The following is an 18,393-nucleotide window of genomic DNA, read 5'->3' as shown; positions in this document are numbered from 1 at the left end:
ATCCCTCTGTTTTTTGTCTATATAAGTTATGATTTAAGCTGATTTTTTGTATCGGAGTGTGTATGAAGCTGCTTAAAGGACTTGCTCAATATTATGTTGATTTAATGATGAAGCTTGGCTTAATTGGATTTTCCTTACTATTAGCCACAGCACTTGTCGTATTAGCTATGGTATTACAGATTGCGGTTGATATTTTATTATATGGCAATGTTCATAATATTGATTTAGTTCGCTCTATCTTTTTTGGATTGATTATTACGCCTTGGGCGGTCTATTTTCTTTCTGTTGTGGTCGAACAACTTGAAGAGTCTCGTCGTCGTTTATCAGGCATGGTTGATAAATTAGAAGTTATGCGTAAGCGTGATGCCGAGCTTACTGACAAACTTAAAGGAAATATTGCTCAGCTCAATTTGGAAATTGCAGAGCGTGAAAAAATACAAAAGGCGCATTTAGAATTATTAGAAAAATTGCAAAAAGAGATGAAGCGCCGAGAGCAGACACAACTTGAGTTTGAACAGCAGTCTATATTATTACAATCATTTTTAGATGCATCACCTGATCTTGTTTATTATCGTGATGAAAATAATGATTTTTCTTGTTGTAATCGAGCAATGGAATTATTGACAGGTCGCAGTGAAAAGCAACTTATTGGGCTAACTTATCGTGAAATTTATGGTGAGGAAGTTGCCGAAAAGGAGCTGGAAACTGATGAAAAAGTATTTCGTCATAATGTGTCATTGACCTATGAACAATGGTTGGTATATCCCGATGGGCGGAAAGCATGCTTTGAAATACGTAAAGTCCCGTTTTATGATCGGGTTGGAAAACGTCATGGGTTAGTAGGGTTTGGACGCGATATTACCGAGCGTAAGCATTATCAGGAAGCGTTAGAAAATGCCAGCAGGGATAAGACAACGTTTATTTCAACTATCAGCCATGAGCTTCGTACGCCGCTTAATGGGATTGTTGGACTGAGTCGTATATTACTCGATACAGAATTAACCGATGAACAAACAAATTATTTGAAAACTATTCATGTCAGCGCTATCACTTTAGGTAATATTTTCAATGATATTATTGAGATGGATAAGATTGAACGCCGCAAGGTTAGTTTAGATAGTCAACAAATTGATTTTAATGAATTTATTTCTGATCTTGAAAATTTATCGGGGCTTTTAGTACAACCTAAAGATTTAAAATTTATCTTAGAAGTAAAAGAAAATTTACCGAGCAAGATCATTACTGATGCAACACGGTTACGGCAAATACTATGGAATTTAATTGGTAATGCCGTCAGATTTACTCAACAGGGTGAGATCAAAGTTCGTATTTGGTATGAAGGACATGAGCAACTTTTTATTCAGGTTATTGATAGCGGTATTGGCATCCCAAAAGAGGAGCAAAAAAAAATTTTTGCCATGTACTATCAGGTAAAGGGTAGTGCTGGTGGCCGACCAGAAACGGGTACTGGAATTGGTCTTGCTGTTTCTAAACGGTTAGCGCAAAGCATGGGGGGAGATATACAGGTCGATAGTACATTAGGGGTAGGTTCTTGTTTCACTGTATCCGTTATAGCGCCCATTGTTGCAAAAACGGTTGAAACGCCAATACCAGAAGCTGTTTTACTACCCAAGTTGCATATTCTTTTGGTGGAAGATATTGAATTAAATATCATCGTCGCGCGATCTGTATTAGAAAAATTAGGCCATACCGTTGATGTTGCTATGAATGGAAAAGAAGCACTAAAAATGTTCAAAATTGGTAGCTACGATTTGGTTTTATTGGATATCCAACTACCTGATATGACCGGTCTCGATATTGCACGTCAGTTTCGTCAAATCTATGCTAATGATAAACTTCCACCTTTAATTGCATTAACAGCTAATGTATTGAAAGACAAAAAAGAGTATCTTGCTGCCGGTATGGATGATGTATTGAGTAAACCACTGTCGGTAAGTGCATTAATAAAGATTATTGAAAAATATTTGACTGATTGTAAAAATAAATCCATCAACATTCCGCTAAAACAACTTGCTAATCATGATGACGTATTAGATATCAATATGCTCAACCAATATTTCGAATTAGTTGGACCAAAACTGATTGAAGAGAGCATAAAGATCTTTGAAAATGTGATGCCAGGATACCTATCTTTATTGGATTCTAATATTGTGGCCAAAGATCGAAATGGGATTGTTGTAGAAGCCCACAAAATTAAAGGTGCAGCAGGTGCAGTTGGTTTGCGCCATCTTCAGCAGTTAGCTCAACAGCTCCAATCTCCTGATTTACCTGCCTGGTGGGATAATATTCAGGAATGGTTTGATGAATTAAAAGTAGATTGGCAAAAAGATGTTAAAGTTTTGAAACAATGGTTAGTCGGCGCTGAAAAAAAATAACCCCAACCGAAGTTGGGGTGCGCGAATATTGCGCCAACACCAGGGAAATCGTTTTTACTCACCAATTATGATATGAATAAATGTAGATGGTGAGTAAAATAGAAACCTTTATTTTTTGTCAGCCAATCAACATAACAAATATAATCGTTTTTGTTACAAGATTCATTAAAATTTGTGATCAAGTTCCATGTTATCACATTAAATGAATTAGTAACAATCTACTACAAATGGAGTCAAATATGAAACCTATTGCAGTAATTTTAAGCGGATGTGGTGTATTCGATGGCAGTGAAATTCATGAATCAGTACTTACTATGTTATCTTTGAGTAAAAATGATGTTGAAATATGTTTTTTTGCACCTAATAGAGAGCAACTAGATGTTATTAATCATATAAATGAAGAAACAAATCAAGAAAAAAGGAACATAATGGTAGAGTCTTCACGTATTTCATGTGGAAAAATAGCACCTTTATCATCTGCTGATGCAAAAAAATTTAGTGCAGTCATTATTCCTGGTGGTTTTGGGGTGGCAAAAAATTTATCTAATTTTGCTATTAAAGGAAGTGATTGTGAAATAGATAAAGATTTATTAACATTTTGTCGCGAAATTCACCAACAAGGTAAGCCCATGGGATTGATGTGTATTGCGCCTGTTATGTTACCTAAAATTTTAAATAAAGCGGTAAAGTTAACAATAGGCAATGATAAAAAAACTATTGCCCAAATAGAACAAATGGGAGGAACACATATTATTTGTTCCTTTGATGATATTGTGGTTGATGAAGATAATAAAGTAATAACAACACCCGCTTATATGTTGGCATCATCACCAAATGAAGCATGGCAAGGAATTAATAAATTAGTTAAAAAAGTAATTGAACTGGCAAGTCGTTAGTTATGTTAGTTTACTTACTATTATTATGGAATTGGTTAAAAAGGGCATTATTAATCTTATTTTCTTGTTGGTTAATAACGATTTTGATTTTCAAATTTTTGCCTGTTCCGTTTTCGATGGTCATGCTAGAAAGAGAAATTAACGCTTGGTTATCATTAAACTTTTCTTATACTTCTCGTTCCGCTTGGGTTGAGCTTAATGCCATCTCACCGAACATGTTAATTGCAGCGATTGCCGCGGAAGATCAAAATTTCCCAAATCATTGGGGATTTGATTTTCAGGCAATAGAAAGTGCTATCAACCAAAATTCGGCTAGTAAAAAACCTACTAGAGGAGCTTCAACTATAACTCAACAAGTCGTAAAAAATCTTTGGTTATGGGATGGAAGAAGCTGGCTTCGTAAAGGTGTTGAAGCTATTATGACGCCGGTAATTGAAGTTATGTGGTCTAAAAAGCGGATTTTGACGATCTATTTGAATATTGCTGAGTTCGGTGAGGGTATTTTTGGCGTAGAAGAAGCATCAAAATATTATTTTAAAAAGCAGGCAAATCAATTAAATGCAGTTGAAGCTGCACGATTAGCTGCGGTTTTACCAAATCCGTTAGCTTATCAAGTAAAAAAACCATCTAATGATTTATTAATTCGTCAAGCGTGGATACTTAAGCAAATGCAGCAATTAGGTGATAAGAATTTTCTGAAAAAACATGGCTTCATTGCTGACTGAATAGCTCATCAGAATATAGTAATGAGATTTTTATTTTTTCAGTATTTTATTCTGAAAATATCAGTCCTGTTAATGGCTTCATATTTGATTGCTAAATAATAACTTTAATCATCATTTGATTTTTAACTGAATAGAGTTCTGAATATACTAGTCGTTTGATTGAAAATGAAATCAGTCAGATAGAAGTTTGTTGATAAATCTATCTGCCGTGTATCAACCAGAAGTATAATCAATACACGGAAGAGGGAGGACATCAGTCTTTAGCAATTTTTTATTAGCTATAAAAAATAGTTAGAAAGATACACCGCCTCGAACCATTCTTCGAGCCGTGCTGCGAACAGCATCCATTGCTAAGGCTTTTGCCGCATTGGGTAGAATAAAGCGTTTCATTAAATTCATTGCATTGCCTCCTAACCAGTTTAAGAATTGAATGAATTCACCAGCAACATACTGAAAATAGGGGTTTGTGATGGTCAATTGTAACGCAGATCCAATCCCCATAGTGGCTGAACCAATTGCACTTCCCATCCATTCATTTGGACCGCCAACTGAAATTTTACGTGAGAAAAATGAAAATATCTTATCTCCTAAACTGTGGCCAACGAATCGACTAATGGAATTATTACCAACATAAGCAGCAAATAGTGCTTCTGATCCGTGTCTGACAATCGCTCCGCCAGCATAATTAAATGCATATGAGCTAATATTATCTGCGTGACGACCTATTATTCCTCCAGTATAGCTGCCGTATGCGGCATATTGCCCTACGCGTGCACTATGCTTAACGCCAGTTATAAATCCACTGGCGGCGCCAAATGTGGCAGCAGAAACTTCCATTGCCAGGCTGGTTCCTTTACCGCCAATGATATTGACAGTACCAATAGCAACGCCTGCTGCATGGGCACCACCCATGCCTCGATCAGAATTACCGATTAATCCTCCTGCAGCCCCAGAAAGACTTCCTACCGCACTAGCTATCCCGATACTGGTTAATCTGGCGCCATTAAGTCGAGCAGTTACGGCACTTAATGTTGCTCCTGCCGCCATATTCTCGGTCGTTGATCTTCCCTGAAAGCGTTTACTGAAAAAACTGGCTATGCCTCCGGAAAGTTGGTTCAAATTCCAGCCGGCAATCGCACCAATAATAAATGAGCCAATACCTACTGCAACTAGGATCCCGCCACTAGCGCTTACTGTTCCAGCTATCGTTAATCCAATCGCTATTATCGCTAATCCACCCATCACTGCGCGGGTGATTTTCATACCTCTAGCTAATGAACGTCTTATTGGTTCTCCCTCTCTTCGACTTAAATAGGTTGAGACGATAAATATGTTGCGAAAGCGATTGCGACTTGATTCACCTCGTTCATCGCTATACATAATAGGATTATTTTTTACCATTCGATATAGATTGAAGCCATCCACGGTACCGGCTGGATCAGCACTTAACCATCGTCCGATCCAGGGTTGATAGTAGCGATGACCATAATAGTAGAGGCCGGTTGCATCACGCTCTTTGCCGGAATAGCGAAAGATTTTATAATCTGCTTCTACTTCGCTTCTGGCTGTCCATATCGCAGTACCACCATAAGGATAATATTCTTCCAAACTAATCAATTGCCCTTGCCCATCAATTTCTATAGAGCTACTACCTATTAGATTATGGTAGCTATAGCGTAATTGATTATTATCGATACCGTTTGGTCTTCCCATTTGCCAATGTAAAACCTGCACTAGAGCTTGCTCCAAACCATCTATCGCTATGATATGTAAATCTTCGGTTAAGGTTTCATTTATCTGTTTGGTACGTAACTGTAAGCCTGTCAGATAAATAACCTGTTGTTGATTGATGCTATGCGCAGTTTGCGATATGGTCGTTTTAGTTACGCGTTGGCCACCGGCATCATAGCGATAGATTTCATTATCGGAAGTTAGTCGCTCACGTTTTACCGGCGTGACTTGTAATAATTCTCCATGAAAATTCCAGCTAACAGCCTGACCGGGCTGTAATTCTGTTTGGTGACCACCGGCATCAAACAGTTTGTCGACTTGTAATGGGTCGGTAGTTAGATCGCTGAGTACAGCTCGATTACTGCGGTTTGAGACGGTAATGTTGGTTGTATAACTGTTGTTACTGGCTGGGGCGCTATGGCGGATTTGGGTCAAATTACCCGTCACATCATAAACATAATGCCGAATGTAATTTGTATAGACACTATTATCAGCAGGCAGAGGAATGATTGGAGAGGCTAAAGTGAAGTTTTGTGGTTGAAGGTTAGCCATTTCACGGCCGGTAATGGATACCAGTTGATAAAGCGTATCATAGGTATAGGTATTTTCTGGAATGACTTTTTGATTATGCCAGAAGCGGGTTGCCTCAGCATCATTACGCACATTGATCATATTACCGACCTGATCATATTGATAACGTAAATCTTGTAATATTTTTGCCGCCATTTGATGTGCTGCTGGACGTTCGATTTTTGTGGCGATTAACCGTTGGGTTTGCGGTTCGTAAAGGTAGCTGGTTACGATACCATTGCCATGTTCTTCGCGTAATTTTTGTCCCGCGGCGGAGTAAGTTAACGATTTTATGATTATCTGTTCAGTAGTATTTTCTATGGTTAACCAGCTACTTTTTAGCATACCAGCAATATCATATTCTAACCGACGTCGGTTACCTTTAGCATCAATATTAAGTAATAATGCTCCGGTAGTATCAACAATATTTTGCATAGTATAGCTATCATTTGATAAGTAAATTTGCCAGATAGTCTCATCCTCTGCTTGCCAGTTAGCTTCCTTATTATTTATTAATAGCTGTTGAGTTAAAGATAATGGCACTCCTATTAAGGCGATACTATTGACTTGCTGTAAACCAGCAGTGTCATAATGGCGTAAACATTGTCCAAGCAGGTTCTTTTGCTTTTCGCTATCACTATTATCAGCCCAAATAAAACGTTCTGTAACATACTTTGTTTTTGATGGTAATTGTTCAGTAATACTAATAGGTCTTCCGAGTTGCTGGCTATCTTCATATTGCCAGCTACGAAAAACACCCGTTGCAGAGAAGGCAAATGTCGGCCGACCGGCAATATCATGCAGATCATAAGTCGTTCCGGCATCAACACTGTTAGTAGCTAAAACCATACTATTTAGTGATGTATGGTAGTAAAAATTGGCTTTTATCGTCGGGTCATTTTTTTGTTGTTCATATAACCGTGGATCAATACTTTTTATTAATAAACCATGCGCGTTATATTGATGACGGGTAATGCGTTCATTAGTGATATTGGTGCTATCGGGATGGCGATGATAATCGATTTCTCTTACGGTTAAACCTCGGTTATCAACTATTTTAATGGTCGGCGTTCCTTTAAATAATGACGATGATTGCATATTTTCTCCATGTTTATTCACTATTATTTAGTTGCAAAAGAGAAATAAAATTTTCAGATCCTTTTATTATTAATAATCGATTGTTGTATAACAGGTTATATTTATATTTTCAGCAAATAGCGATTTAATATTATTAAGTTAACGAATGTTATTTAATGGGGGTTATTATTTGGATGTAAAGTAATTGCTTTTGTCAATATATTAACTTCAAGTAATAACACAAGCGATTAAATCTCGAAGAAAGTTGCTTAATTGATTGATGTAGGTTTTTTAGGATTGGGCTATTTTAGAAAATAGTACTAAAAATATTTTATTTTCGTTAAAGATAGCAAAGGTTATTGAGCGTCGTGAAATATAGCAGCTAAAATTAGCTACCCGGCCTTGTGGCTGCCGGGTAACAAATTAGAAAGATAATCACTTTTTATATTGAATGAGAAAATATTAATTAAGGTAGGTAAATGCGGTAGTTACGCGTTTAACGCCATCTGTCTCACTGGCAATTTTCGCTGCAGCAGCTCCTTCCTGTTGAGTTAGAATACCAAGTAAAAATACCTCTCCACCTTCGGTAATAACTTTGACGGTTGATGATTTAACCGAATCACTGGTAAGAATTTGTGATTTTATTTTGGTGGTTATCCAGGTATCTTTAGAAGCCGTACCAAGATCAACCGGTGTTGCCTGACGGATCTCATTATAAACTGCTTCAACACCTTCTACTTTGGTTGCTATCTGTTTTGCTCTTTCAGCTAATGCAAGATCGGGCGCTTGGCCGGTAAGCAGTATCTTACCTTCATAAGCTGTAGTAATAACACGTGCATTGCGGGTAATTTCTTGATCTTTGTTAATAGCAGCACTAACGCGGGCTTCTAATGTTCCATCATCGACCTGGCGACCGACACTTCTTGGATCCGTCGCACTTTTTGTGGCGACCGCCGCTGAGCCTATTACAGCAGCCCCAATGCATCCTTGTAATAAAAGGGTACTGCATATTATGGTAATTAGAGGAAATAGTCTCATTATTACTCCTTAGTCATCTTGATGCGGAAAAAGTGTATTATCGATTAGATCACATAAACAGTTAACTGTTAATAGGTGAACTTCTTGAATTCTGATGCTTCTTTGCGAAGGTATTCGAATTTCTACATCCTGTGTGCCTAATAAACCGGCTAATTCTCCGCCATCATGACCGGTTAAGGCCACAATCGTCATATCACGAGCGAGTGAAGCTTCAACCGCTTTTATCACAACGCGACTATCGCCTTTGGTGGCAATTGCAAGAAGTACGTCACCAGATTGGCCTAATGCACGCACTTGTTTTGCATATACCTCTTCGGGTTTTTGGCCATTAGCGATCGAGGTTATAATCGCATTGTCTGTGTTAAGACATAAAGCGGGCAGACTCGGACGTTCAGCTTCAAATTGATTGATCATACTGGTCGCAAAGCGTTGTGCAATAACTGCTGATCCGCCACTGCCGCAACATAAGATTTTATTACCATTTAGCAAGGCGTGAACGATCATAATCGCTGCACGAGAAATAGCATCGGGTAATGCTTCAGCAGCGGCAATTTGTGTTTGAATACTTTCGGTAAAACAGGCTTTAATTTTCTCCAACACGTTAAGACCTACTTACATATAATTAGTGGATGGCATCATAGTCACTAAAGGCATTTGGTAACCATTCAAATTGATTGCCGGTAGTAGCACAAATATCAAAACGACATAAAGCAGTTTCTATGTTTTCATTTTGTTTAAGCAGCCATAATTTTGCGGCTGCAAGTAATTTTTTTCGTTTGTTTAAAGTTACTGACATCAATGCATTACCGAAGTTATCATGGCGGCGAAAGCGTACTTCAACAAACACCCAAGTGTTTTGATCTTTCATAACTAAATCAATTTCTCCAACCGGGAAACTCACATTGCGGCTAATAAATTGTAGTCCTTGTTGTTGTAAGAATTGTTTGGCTTTATATTCGAAGTGACGTCCTTGTATCCAAGATAAATTTGGCGATTTTAGCATAGCGGATATCCTTATCTATAAGCTGAGGGTGTCGTTAAAATGACACTTTAGTCACTATTTTACTCTATTTTTATCTATTGGCTGATAAATTTTACTTTTAACTTACAATTTATTAAATCAATTGAACTTTTCCTTGTTTAAATTTCAACCACGGTAGGGTACGAAAAATTACGCAATTGTTACTATTTACACTTAGTTTGCCTGTGGCTCCATTTAGTTCGATATCATGTTGTTGTAATTGATTGAAATGATTGGCTAATAACCAGGCATCAATTCCCATAGCGTAAAGACGAATTAGCGAGTAATCAGCAGAGAGTCGTTGATTAGCTTGAGTTAGTAAAGTGGAATTAGCGCCGGCAAGTAAAGGGATTTCACTAAATTGTAAGCCTTCCATTTCCAGATAATAATCGGTGCTTAAATCTGTTTGATGACTACGAGAACTGGCATAAAGCGTTGGACGTGTGCGACTGTCGGTTGCGATATCTATCATCGGTTTGATCAATGACAATTCATCACTTGTGGCGACAATATACACCGCATCAATCGCCTCTGCCGTATCGTTGGTATTTTGCTGTTCGGCAATTACTATTGGCGTGCCTATCATCTGTATTCCAGTACTTTGAGCAGTTCTAGCTTTTAGGCTATCAATATTACCAAAACTTTGTTTACGTACTGGGGTTTGTTTCAATTTTTGCCACTCTTGTGCAAATATATTTGCGATACGTTCCCCAAAAGGAGAAGAAGGGATCAGGATCAAGGGTACTTGTTTGCCCTCTTTTGCCATATGGCGAGCCGCATTAACCGCTTCATCTTCAGGCGACAGAGAAAAGTAACAAACATTATTTTTAAGCGGCATTTTATCATTATCTAATTCATTTAATGTCAAAAGATTTAATGGAGTATTTATTTGAATGGCTTTAAGGACATCCGGTTTTAAAAGTGGCCCGACAACTAAGGTAATGCCATCCTGTTCAGCTTGTTGCAAGAGTGACTCAATCGATTGAGTATTGGTATCGTATACTTTAACCTGTTGATTATTAATAGGTGCATTGTCAATAACAAGCGATGGGGTTTGTGGATTGTTTTCCTGCGTTACATTATTGCTACTGCTAGTAATTGAATCAATAATACTTTGAACGGGATCACTATTTGGGCTATTTTGCTCGGATGAGCTGGTTGCGGTTGTCGGATCGATGGGCAAACCTTTTTGGGCATCAAGGAAACCTTGTAAAATCGCTTCAGCAAATATTTTACCGTTATTACTTAAAGGCAAGAATAGACCAATTTTAGGGTTGTTACTGATTGAAGATTGATGAATGATTTGTATGAGTGCTGTTGGGGAAGTTTTAACACCCGGATTGGCTGGATAGCGTATTTTCCAGTCATTAAATGCATTTTGTAATGCCGCCGGATCTTGGTAGTTATTATGGTATAAATCAAGCAGATCAATCCAACCTTGTAAGACATTTTCATCTGCCCTAACAGCTAATTTTTGAACTTGTTCAGCAGGCAAACTGATTAACATTTGCCAAAAATCATCAATATTTTTCTGGTGATTAACCTTATCTTTTAATAGGGGTTCTTGCGCGATATAGGCGCGCAAAGCTTCAGCAGATGGTGTACCATTAGCGGCATCAATAATTGATTGATAATGGCTGATTTCAGAGCTTGCTTGTATGGTTGCATCGGCAGTCGGTTTACTTTGATCTAGTGAGGAATGACATCCTACTAACAAAAGAGAGGATAGTATCGCTATACATATCAAGCCTTTTTTAACAAAAATTGAAGAACGCATACTTTGTCCAGTGATGTAATTATTATTGCTCAATTTTAATTGGTTATTCGGAATAAACAATGAATGAACCTAATCAAGATATAGAGGTAGAGATGGTATCAACACTATATATTGTACCAACTCCTATTGGTAATTTGGATGATATCACTCTGCGTGCATTGCAGATCCTTAAGCAAGTAGATCTTATTGCAGCGGAAGATACCCGGCGTACGGGTTTATTATTGCAGCACTTTGCTATCAATACCCGCATGATTTCCTTACATGATCATAATGAACAACAGAAAACAGATCAATTAATTCCTCAATTAAAACAGGGACTAAGTATAGCGTTAGTTTCTGATGCAGGCACACCGCTAATTAATGATCCTGGTTATCATTTGGTAAAATCTTGTCGCCAAGCAGGTATTCTAGTAGTTCCTTTGCCAGGGCCATGCGCAGCAATTACGGCCCTTTCCGCTGCCGGTATCGCCTCAGATCGCTTTTGTTATGAGGGATTTTTGCCAGCAAAACGCAAGAGTCGACAAGAGGTATTGCAAGCGTTAACGGAGGAGTCGAGAACACTTATTTTTTATGAATCACCACATCGTTTGTTAGACACATTAGCAGATATGGTCGCTATTTGGGGCGCTGAGCGTTATGTTGTCTTAGCTCGCGAATTAACAAAAACCTGGGAATCTATTCATGGTTTGCCGGTTGGAGAACTACTTGATTGGGTAAAAATTGATGAAAATCGTTCTCGTGGCGAAATGGTATTGGTGGTTCAGGGATATAGAACACCACAGGAGGGTGAAGTAGTTATTTCCTCAGAGGTGAAAAAAACGTTAGCGTTACTACAGCAATCATTGCCGTTAAAGAAGGCGGCGGCTATTACGGCAGAAATTTATGGTTTAAAGAAGAATGCACTATATAAATATAGTCTTGAACAGCAAGTTAGTGCTGATAGTGTAATCAAGTAGATTAGCTGTTGGCCAGTTGTGATAAATAACTATACAAATTAATGTTAAATCCCTATAATTCGGCGTTGGAGTTAGCCAGACAACCGCTGCTTTATTGTTGATTACCCTAGGTAATTGTTAATAAAGGGGAGGAAAGTCCGGGCTCCATAGGGCAGGGTGCCAGATAACGTCTGGGAGGCGAAAGCCTACGACTAGTGCAACAGAGAGCAAACCGCCGATGGCTATTAAGCACAGGTAAGGGTGAAAGGGTGCGGTAAGAGCGCACCGCGCAACTGGCAACAGTTTGTGGCACGGTAAACTCCACCCGGAGCAAGGCCAAATAGGGGTTCACTAGATGCGGCCCGCATCGAACCCGGGTAGGCTGCTTGAGTCAGTGCGCAAGTGCTGGCCTAGATGAATGGTTGTCCACGACAGAACCCGGCTTATCGGCTGACTCTAAAACATTAAAAACCCCATTGTGAGTAAAATTACAATGGGGTTTTACTTTTAGACTATTTAGAGTGCAATAAAATTGATAAACCGATTATTTATTATCAATAGCGTCTATAAACATTGCTTAGTCATTTCAAGTAATTTTTTAACGTCCTCAGGACGGGTATTACCGGTTGCTTTATCGATGATAGAGCTATAAATATGAGGAATAATTTTCTTTACACCAGCATTTAATGCAATTTTGAGAATTTCGGTGTAATTGTTTAAGTCGATACCGCCAGTTGGCTCAAGATAAAAATCACAGCTAGCACAAGCTTCTGCAACAACTTGATATTCTTCGCGATATTTTAACCCTTCCATATTAAAAAATTTCACAGAACTTGCGCCCATATCTTTTAACATTGCAATTGCCGTTTCAACAGGAACAATGGCGTCTGGATAATTTGAACTTAGCGGCCCGGTAGAAATTTTTACTTTACCCACTTCACCAGTTGGCGAAATAAGCGCATTAACAATAGTCTGATCTTGACCTAATAATGCACGACTAGTTGCGGCACCAGTAAATACCTGGTTTACATGTTGCGGCTGAATGACTTTAGCAATCTGCGAAACCATATTAGATTGATTAGGATCGCCTGCACCTAAACCGACAGAAAGTGCATTATCAATTTCATCAGCATATTTAGCCATATCGTCAATAGCACTATTTAAGTCAGCATAGTTTTTTGACAGCACGCCAACCACGACATAAGTTTCAGCGGCTTGATAAATCTCTTTAGCATTTTGGTGAGAGCCTGCCAGAACATTCAGACAAACACGATCATGATAGAAATTAGGGGTTAATTGTTTTCCCATTATTTGACTCCAGTAACAACTTGGCGTATGCGTGAGACAATTGTTTTCAGTTGTTCGTTAGTAACACTGCGGATATCAGCTTCAACTTTTCCTTCGTTGGCTTTATATTCGCGAAAATAGATAGCGGTATCGCCCTGTTTCAATTCTGCCATCATGGCATAAGTAGTTTTACCAATGGCTTTTTGATCGAAGCTGATTTCTGCCCGAGCAATATCACGGCCAGCGGCATCCCAAACGATTTGGGCTTTGACGCCTTTGATTTTGTTAAGATCATCGATAAAATCAGACATCCTCTCAACCATTTGTTTACCGGTCTCTTTTTTGGCAGTTAGGTAGAGTTCAATCGCTAGTGCTAGACCTAAAATACCCTCTTTACCGACTTTCATCGCACGACCAATGCCGCTACTTTGTTGTTTAACCCATTCAACGTATTGATGTTTGCCAATAACTAGTCCGCTAGTTGGGCCTTCAATCGCTTTAGCGCCACTGTAGATCACTAGATCAGCGCCATCTTGATAATAAGTCACTAAATCTTCTTCTGCAGCTGCATCGACTATTAAAGGGATTTGATGTTTTTTAGCAACCTGTGCCGCTTCTTTTACCGTTAGCATACTTTTTTGTACGCAGTGATGCGATTTAACATAAAGAATAGCTGCGGTTTGGTCAGTAATTTTGGCTGCAATTTGGGCTGCACTACACTCATTAGCATAACCGGCTTCGACGATTTCACCGCCACCAAGTGCAACCATGGTGTCAACTGGTGCACCAAAATTAACGTTATGTCCTTTTGGCATGACAATTTCACGGGCTACAGGTTGAGGTGAAGTGTGAAGGTTATAAAGTAAATCAGCATTGTCTTTTACTATCACCGCAGCGACGGATTGCGCAATGCCGGCTGAGGCGCAAGAAACAACCACTGCATTTTCCACCTTCAGTAGCTTGGCAATATACTGGCCGGTTTTATTTACCAGATCTTTAATTTCAAAGTAATGATTAAGTCCATAGCCGACACGCTCTGTAACTTCAGCTTTAGGCGTTGAAACGCCCAGCATTGTCATGCGCCCGGAGGCATTAATTACATTTTTGAGTTGATATTTTTTATAAATCGATTGCATATTCAGACTCACTTTCTGTGGAAACAATTGCTTTGCCGCCAACAATGGCAACAACAGGTACAAACTTATGGCTACCAAAGCGTACTTCACCTTCTGCATCAGAGAGTTCAGTACGCTCTTCTTTGAGATCAAAGATAGTGAAGTCTGCGTCCATACCGACATCCAGATAGCCTTTACCTTTTAAATGCAGTAGATCGGCAGCTTTTTTAGTGACACAATCTATTATTTGTTGTATTGAGAATCCCATACAAAGAAATTTGGTCATCACGAAAGCCAGGCTATAAACTGGGCCATTGATACGGTTTTTATGGTAGATATCGGAACTGATGATATCGGGATAAGTACCAATACGCATAGCTTGTTCCGCGACTTTAAAGCTGAAACTTTCACCACCGTGCCCCACATCCAGGATCACCCCACGAGCAAGAGCTCGTTGAATCGATGGTTTTAAATTACCGTTATCGTCCAGAATGCGATTAGGCTTACCATTAAAACAGTGGGTAATGATGTCGCCCTTGGTTAACAAATCTGCAATATCATCAAGATTAGGGGGATTGTTACCAACATGAACCATTAAGGGTAGCCCACTTTTTTTCTGCATTTCTTTTGCTTTGACAAGTGGGGTTATACCATTTTCACCAACCACGCTTTTACTCATGCGTGCTTTTATTCCGACAACAAACTCTGGATGATCAGCGATAGCTTTTTGTAAACTAGCATCGTCAATTTGCTGCATGTCGGCTAATTCATTTTGGGCAATAATACCTGTTTTAGCGATATTAAGCAGTGAATAAACATTGGTTTTGACTTTACGTGTAATGGCAAAAAAGTGATCAATATCGTCAGCCCCAACACTGCCAGCATCTACTAGTGTGGTAACCCCGCAAGATGCGCCAGCTAAGTCAGGTTCATCGAAGTAAATAGGCGATTCTGGATAGCAATGGGTATGGGCATCGATCCAACCGGCACTAATGTAAAGTTGGCCTTTTAGGTCAATCGTTTTAGTTGCTTGTTGTTCTTTGGCCGCATCTGGGCCAATGGCAACAATTTTGCTATCACGTACTAAGATATCAACGATCTGGCCGTTGATAAGTTTCCCTTGCTTGATAATGAGATCGTTCATAATAGCCTTCTTTATTTTCTTGCTAATTTAAGCGGCGATAGGGAAGAAATAGCCCAGAACCATCGCGCCGAGTATTGCTCCACCGGCAATCGGTTTTTTCCAAATATAAAAAAGTAGTGAACCAATAAGTGAGCCAATACCAATTGGAATCGAGGCTGCCATGGCGGCTAAGATGATCAATGGGCCTAAAAACCGACCAGAGGTATTACCTGCACCCATCATGACATCAGCACCGAAGGTCGAATTAGTTTGTCCAACGGTAAATTTGCGGGCGAAGATAATGATACAACCAATAACGATACCTAATACTAAGCCGGTCATCAGTGATGCCCAGAAATTGGTGACTAAAAAGTCCATACCACTAGCAAGTAATAGTGCCGGTACGCCTAAACCCAGTCCAGTTTGCAACGCGCCACCAATATCCAGGATCCCTACCAGTGAGCCTTCAATGATACGAGCAAATAGAAAACTAGCACCAAATGCAGCTACTGCACCAAAAACACCGGTATCGAGACCAGAACGTAGCATCGCCACGAAGGCGACTTCATTGAAAGCACCGAAGCCATAAACGACATACATATGGGTTCCGGCAAAGATGCCGGCGGACAGTAGTCCAACAAACAGAGGAAATGACCACTCTGCATACCAAAAGTCTTTTTTATTGATTTCCGTTGTCATAATTATTCTCCACTCATGATTTGGTGGATATGTTGCAGCCAGTTTGGTGCACCAAGATGGAAAGATTCGAGTATTTTGACATCAAATCCGCGGAAGAAGGCGCTGAGTACGAACAATAAAATCACTGCCGCCATCATAGTGCGGGTAATTTTTGTCCAGCCACTATCGTCGACCCCTTTACCAATTAAGATCCCAAGTACCAGACCTGGAATGGCATTGCCCATAATAAGTTGTGCACAACCGCCAAACAGTGTTGCCCAGAAACCAGAACGGCGACCAGCATCCATGGCGGCTAGCCAGAAGATAACCGGCATGACGATTTCGACTAATAAATTTGCTGCTGGAACTAAGACATTAATTGCCGTAGTTTGTAGTGCAGATGGAACGGCAGAAGCGGTTGTGTTCAAAAAGGCAACGACCAAGGCACCGATAATGCCACAGGCAATGGCCATTTTCTTTGGGTTATGCATCGTTTCTGCGACATTGCGGTTTTTGATCATTAAAACGGCGGTACCCCAGTTGGGTATGATTCGGTGATCAACATCTTGGGTAAATGCACCAGCAGCAACGGATGATGCCCAAGCGTTGAAGAAAAAACCTAAGCCGAATGAAAAGTGAGAAGCAGGATCGCCTTCACAGGAATTTAATTCACCTAATGTACGGAAAGCCCCCATACCTTGGACAGTGGGTGCGTGAAACATACGCGCAGCACCTGCACCGAGGCCAAAACCACATAAGCCACCGATAATTAGGGACATGCCGAGTATTTCTAAAAAAGACGTTGTCTCGCCCATGACATTTTCTCCAAATCAAGATACCGATTATTCAGCGGTAAATGTGATTTCTTTAACATTTAGCAAGGTGATATCTAATGAGACATCTAACACAACAGAGAAATATTCACGCTTGCGGGGTAAGAATAAGAAAAGGAATTTTTCTGTTGTTGTTTTTACTTTAGCACTGATAACGGTGATGTCTTTGGGTTCGATACGTAACAGAATGTTATCAGTGTTTTTTAGTATGGTACGTTGAATTGAACTTAGTGCATCAGCAAGTGCTTTTTGGCGGGAATTCCCTTGACCATTAACACGTACAGATGTTTCCATTTTCTGTTTCATCATGCATTGCCATATTTCTTATTGAATGCTTTAACTAAACGTTCGCCCAACTCCTCTTTGTCCATAAAACCAAATCCGAGGACAATACAGCCATCTGCAATCGCTGTTTCGCCTTCTTCAATAGAACGCATCCCATAACGTGCTTTATAACCATACTTAGTCTGTGCAGTAATGGCACCGGCACCGCCACTACCACAAAATGAGATCCCTAAGTCTGCATTATGCTCTTTCATTACGTCGCCTAACTTCATATCAGCAGCAACGCCGGGAATGACGGTTGCTTTACCACCGGCAGTTTCAACACCGGCAGCTACTTTTTGTCCTTTGCCTAAACGGTCACCAATAACGACATGGATCTGTTTCATATTTAATTCTCCTATTATCTTTATGAGTTAGAACGTGCTACTTCAAAATGAACTGACAGCAGATAAGCCTCTTCGTAAGCTAAACCGGGCAAGGTATTAACAACTTTCTCGGCCAAGGCAATTGATTCAGGGGATATTTCCTCAAATAGTGAGACATCCACTTCAGGTAAAGACTCACCTGTTTTGGCTCTTTCTACCATTGCTTTAACGTGAGAACGTAGCATCTGTTGTTGAACATCAGTTGTATGGGCCCCTTCAGCTTTTAGCCAGCCATCAATAATAGAAATTAATTTATTGGTGACAGTCTCTACATCCAGGTTATCTTTTGCGACATTAAAAACAATTGAGGATTGACTCATAAACTTTCGCTATCCCATTTGGAAATTAATATAAAACTGGTTTTTTGCTATTGTTAATAACTTTAGTTCTTTCAAGTATGGTTTTGGAGAGGAAACATTTCCACTTTAAACTGGCAAATATCTGGAAAAATAAAGACAAAAATAGCGAATTAATTTTAATC

Annotated in this window: 17 protein-coding genes and 1 other RNA gene; 5 read left to right on the top strand and 13 right to left on the bottom strand. The window is 39.4% G+C overall.

The window, feature by feature from the left end:
- Positions 1-62: 62 nt before the first annotated feature.
- The 3 genes from arcB (at position 63) to mtgA (ending at position 4,017) form a co-directional block, all read left to right on the top strand.
- Positions 63-2,396 carry an aerobic respiration two-component sensor histidine kinase ArcB gene (arcB, locus tag WH390_RS13835; protein ID WP_032115678.1) on the top strand — a complete coding sequence of 778 codons (2,334 nt, stop codon included), beginning with the start codon at positions 63-65 and terminating at the stop codon, positions 2,394-2,396.
- 239 nt (positions 2,397-2,635) lie between these two features.
- Positions 2,636-3,292, top strand: a complete 657-nt coding sequence (elbB, locus tag WH390_RS13830) for an isoprenoid biosynthesis glyoxalase ElbB (RefSeq protein WP_032115679.1) — start codon at positions 2,636-2,638, stop codon at positions 3,290-3,292.
- A gap of 2 nt (positions 3,293-3,294) precedes the next feature.
- Complete coding sequence (gene mtgA / locus WH390_RS13825) at positions 3,295-4,017, top strand: monofunctional biosynthetic peptidoglycan transglycosylase (protein ID WP_032115680.1); 723 nt, start codon at positions 3,295-3,297, stop codon at positions 4,015-4,017.
- Positions 4,018-4,308: 291 nt separating this feature from the next.
- On the opposite strand, the gene WH390_RS13820 is transcribed toward mtgA, so the two are convergent.
- From WH390_RS13820 to WH390_RS13800, 5 genes are all read right to left on the bottom strand, one after another.
- On the bottom strand, positions 4,309-7,416 hold the full coding sequence (locus WH390_RS13820) for an RHS repeat domain-containing protein (protein WP_052044900.1): 3,108 nt from the start codon (positions 7,414-7,416) through the stop codon (positions 4,309-4,311).
- 441 nt (positions 7,417-7,857) lie between these two features.
- Entirely contained in the window at positions 7,858-8,433 is a 576-nt protein-coding gene (gene dolP, locus WH390_RS13815) for a division/outer membrane stress-associated lipid-binding lipoprotein (protein ID WP_032115681.1), read from the bottom strand.
- A 9-nt stretch (positions 8,434-8,442) separates the two neighbouring features.
- Entirely contained in the window at positions 8,443-9,033 is a 591-nt protein-coding gene (diaA, locus tag WH390_RS13810; protein ID WP_026821383.1) for a DnaA initiator-associating protein DiaA, read from the bottom strand.
- A 22-nt stretch (positions 9,034-9,055) separates the two neighbouring features.
- Positions 9,056-9,436 carry a YraN family protein gene (locus WH390_RS13805; RefSeq protein WP_032115682.1) on the bottom strand — a complete coding sequence of 127 codons (381 nt, stop codon included), beginning with the start codon at positions 9,434-9,436 and terminating at the stop codon, positions 9,056-9,058.
- Between the two features lie 112 nt (positions 9,437-9,548).
- Positions 9,549-11,231: a penicillin-binding protein activator gene (locus WH390_RS13800; RefSeq protein ID WP_032115716.1), complete on the bottom strand. Its 1,683-nt coding sequence runs from the start codon at positions 11,229-11,231 to the stop codon at positions 9,549-9,551.
- A gap of 59 nt (positions 11,232-11,290) precedes the next feature.
- On the opposite strand from WH390_RS13800, the gene rsmI reads away from it, so the two are divergent.
- Entirely contained in the window at positions 11,291-12,187 is an 897-nt protein-coding gene (rsmI, locus tag WH390_RS13795; RefSeq protein WP_032115683.1) for a 16S rRNA (cytidine(1402)-2'-O)-methyltransferase, read from the top strand.
- A 67-nt stretch (positions 12,188-12,254) separates the two neighbouring features.
- Positions 12,255-12,628, top strand: an RNA gene (rnpB, locus tag WH390_RS13790) — RNase P RNA component class A.
- 102 nt (positions 12,629-12,730) lie between these two features.
- Here rnpB and dagF read toward each other — a convergent pair.
- From dagF to WH390_RS13750, 8 genes are read right to left on the bottom strand one after another with little or no spacing between them, the layout of a single operon-like run.
- Positions 12,731-13,474: a 2-dehydro-3-deoxy-phosphogluconate aldolase gene (gene dagF / locus WH390_RS13785; RefSeq protein ID WP_032115684.1), complete on the bottom strand. Its 744-nt coding sequence runs from the start codon at positions 13,472-13,474 to the stop codon at positions 12,731-12,733.
- Positions 13,474-14,589, bottom strand: coding sequence for a DgaE family pyridoxal phosphate-dependent ammonia lyase (locus tag WH390_RS13780; protein ID WP_032115685.1), 1,116 nt, complete (start codon positions 14,587-14,589; stop codon positions 13,474-13,476). Before WH390_RS13780 ends, dagF begins: the two co-directional genes overlap by 1 nt.
- Entirely contained in the window at positions 14,573-15,712 is a 1,140-nt protein-coding gene (locus WH390_RS13775) for an amidohydrolase/deacetylase family metallohydrolase (RefSeq protein WP_032115686.1), read from the bottom strand. Before WH390_RS13775 ends, WH390_RS13780 begins: the two co-directional genes overlap by 17 nt.
- Before the next feature lie 27 nt (positions 15,713-15,739).
- Positions 15,740-16,390 (bottom strand): DUF4310 family protein, encoded by a 651-nt coding sequence (locus WH390_RS13770; RefSeq protein WP_032115687.1) that lies wholly within the window; start codon positions 16,388-16,390, stop codon positions 15,740-15,742.
- Between the two features lie 2 nt (positions 16,391-16,392).
- The gene (locus tag WH390_RS13765; RefSeq protein ID WP_032115688.1) at positions 16,393-17,184 is read right to left on the bottom strand and encodes a DUF4311 domain-containing protein; all 792 of its coding nucleotides are present in this window, start codon (positions 17,182-17,184) and stop codon (positions 16,393-16,395) included.
- 27 nt (positions 17,185-17,211) lie between these two features.
- Positions 17,212-17,508 (bottom strand): DUF4312 family protein, encoded by a 297-nt coding sequence (locus WH390_RS13760; RefSeq protein WP_032115689.1) that lies wholly within the window; start codon positions 17,506-17,508, stop codon positions 17,212-17,214.
- Positions 17,508-17,873, bottom strand: coding sequence for an SFCGS family glycine-rich protein (locus WH390_RS13755; protein WP_032115690.1), 366 nt, complete (start codon positions 17,871-17,873; stop codon positions 17,508-17,510). Before WH390_RS13755 ends, WH390_RS13760 begins: the two co-directional genes overlap by 1 nt.
- A gap of 20 nt (positions 17,874-17,893) precedes the next feature.
- On the bottom strand, positions 17,894-18,232 hold the full coding sequence (locus tag WH390_RS13750) for a transcriptional antiterminator (RefSeq protein WP_032115691.1): 339 nt from the start codon (positions 18,230-18,232) through the stop codon (positions 17,894-17,896).
- Between the last annotated feature and the right edge of the window lie 161 nt (positions 18,233-18,393).

Source organism: Candidatus Arsenophonus nilaparvatae (assembly GCF_045346035.1).
GTDB lineage: Bacteria > Pseudomonadota > Gammaproteobacteria > Enterobacterales > Enterobacteriaceae > Arsenophonus > Arsenophonus nilaparvatae.
Note: the sequence above shows the minus strand (reverse complement) of the source record. Positions and strands in the feature narration are given on the sequence as shown.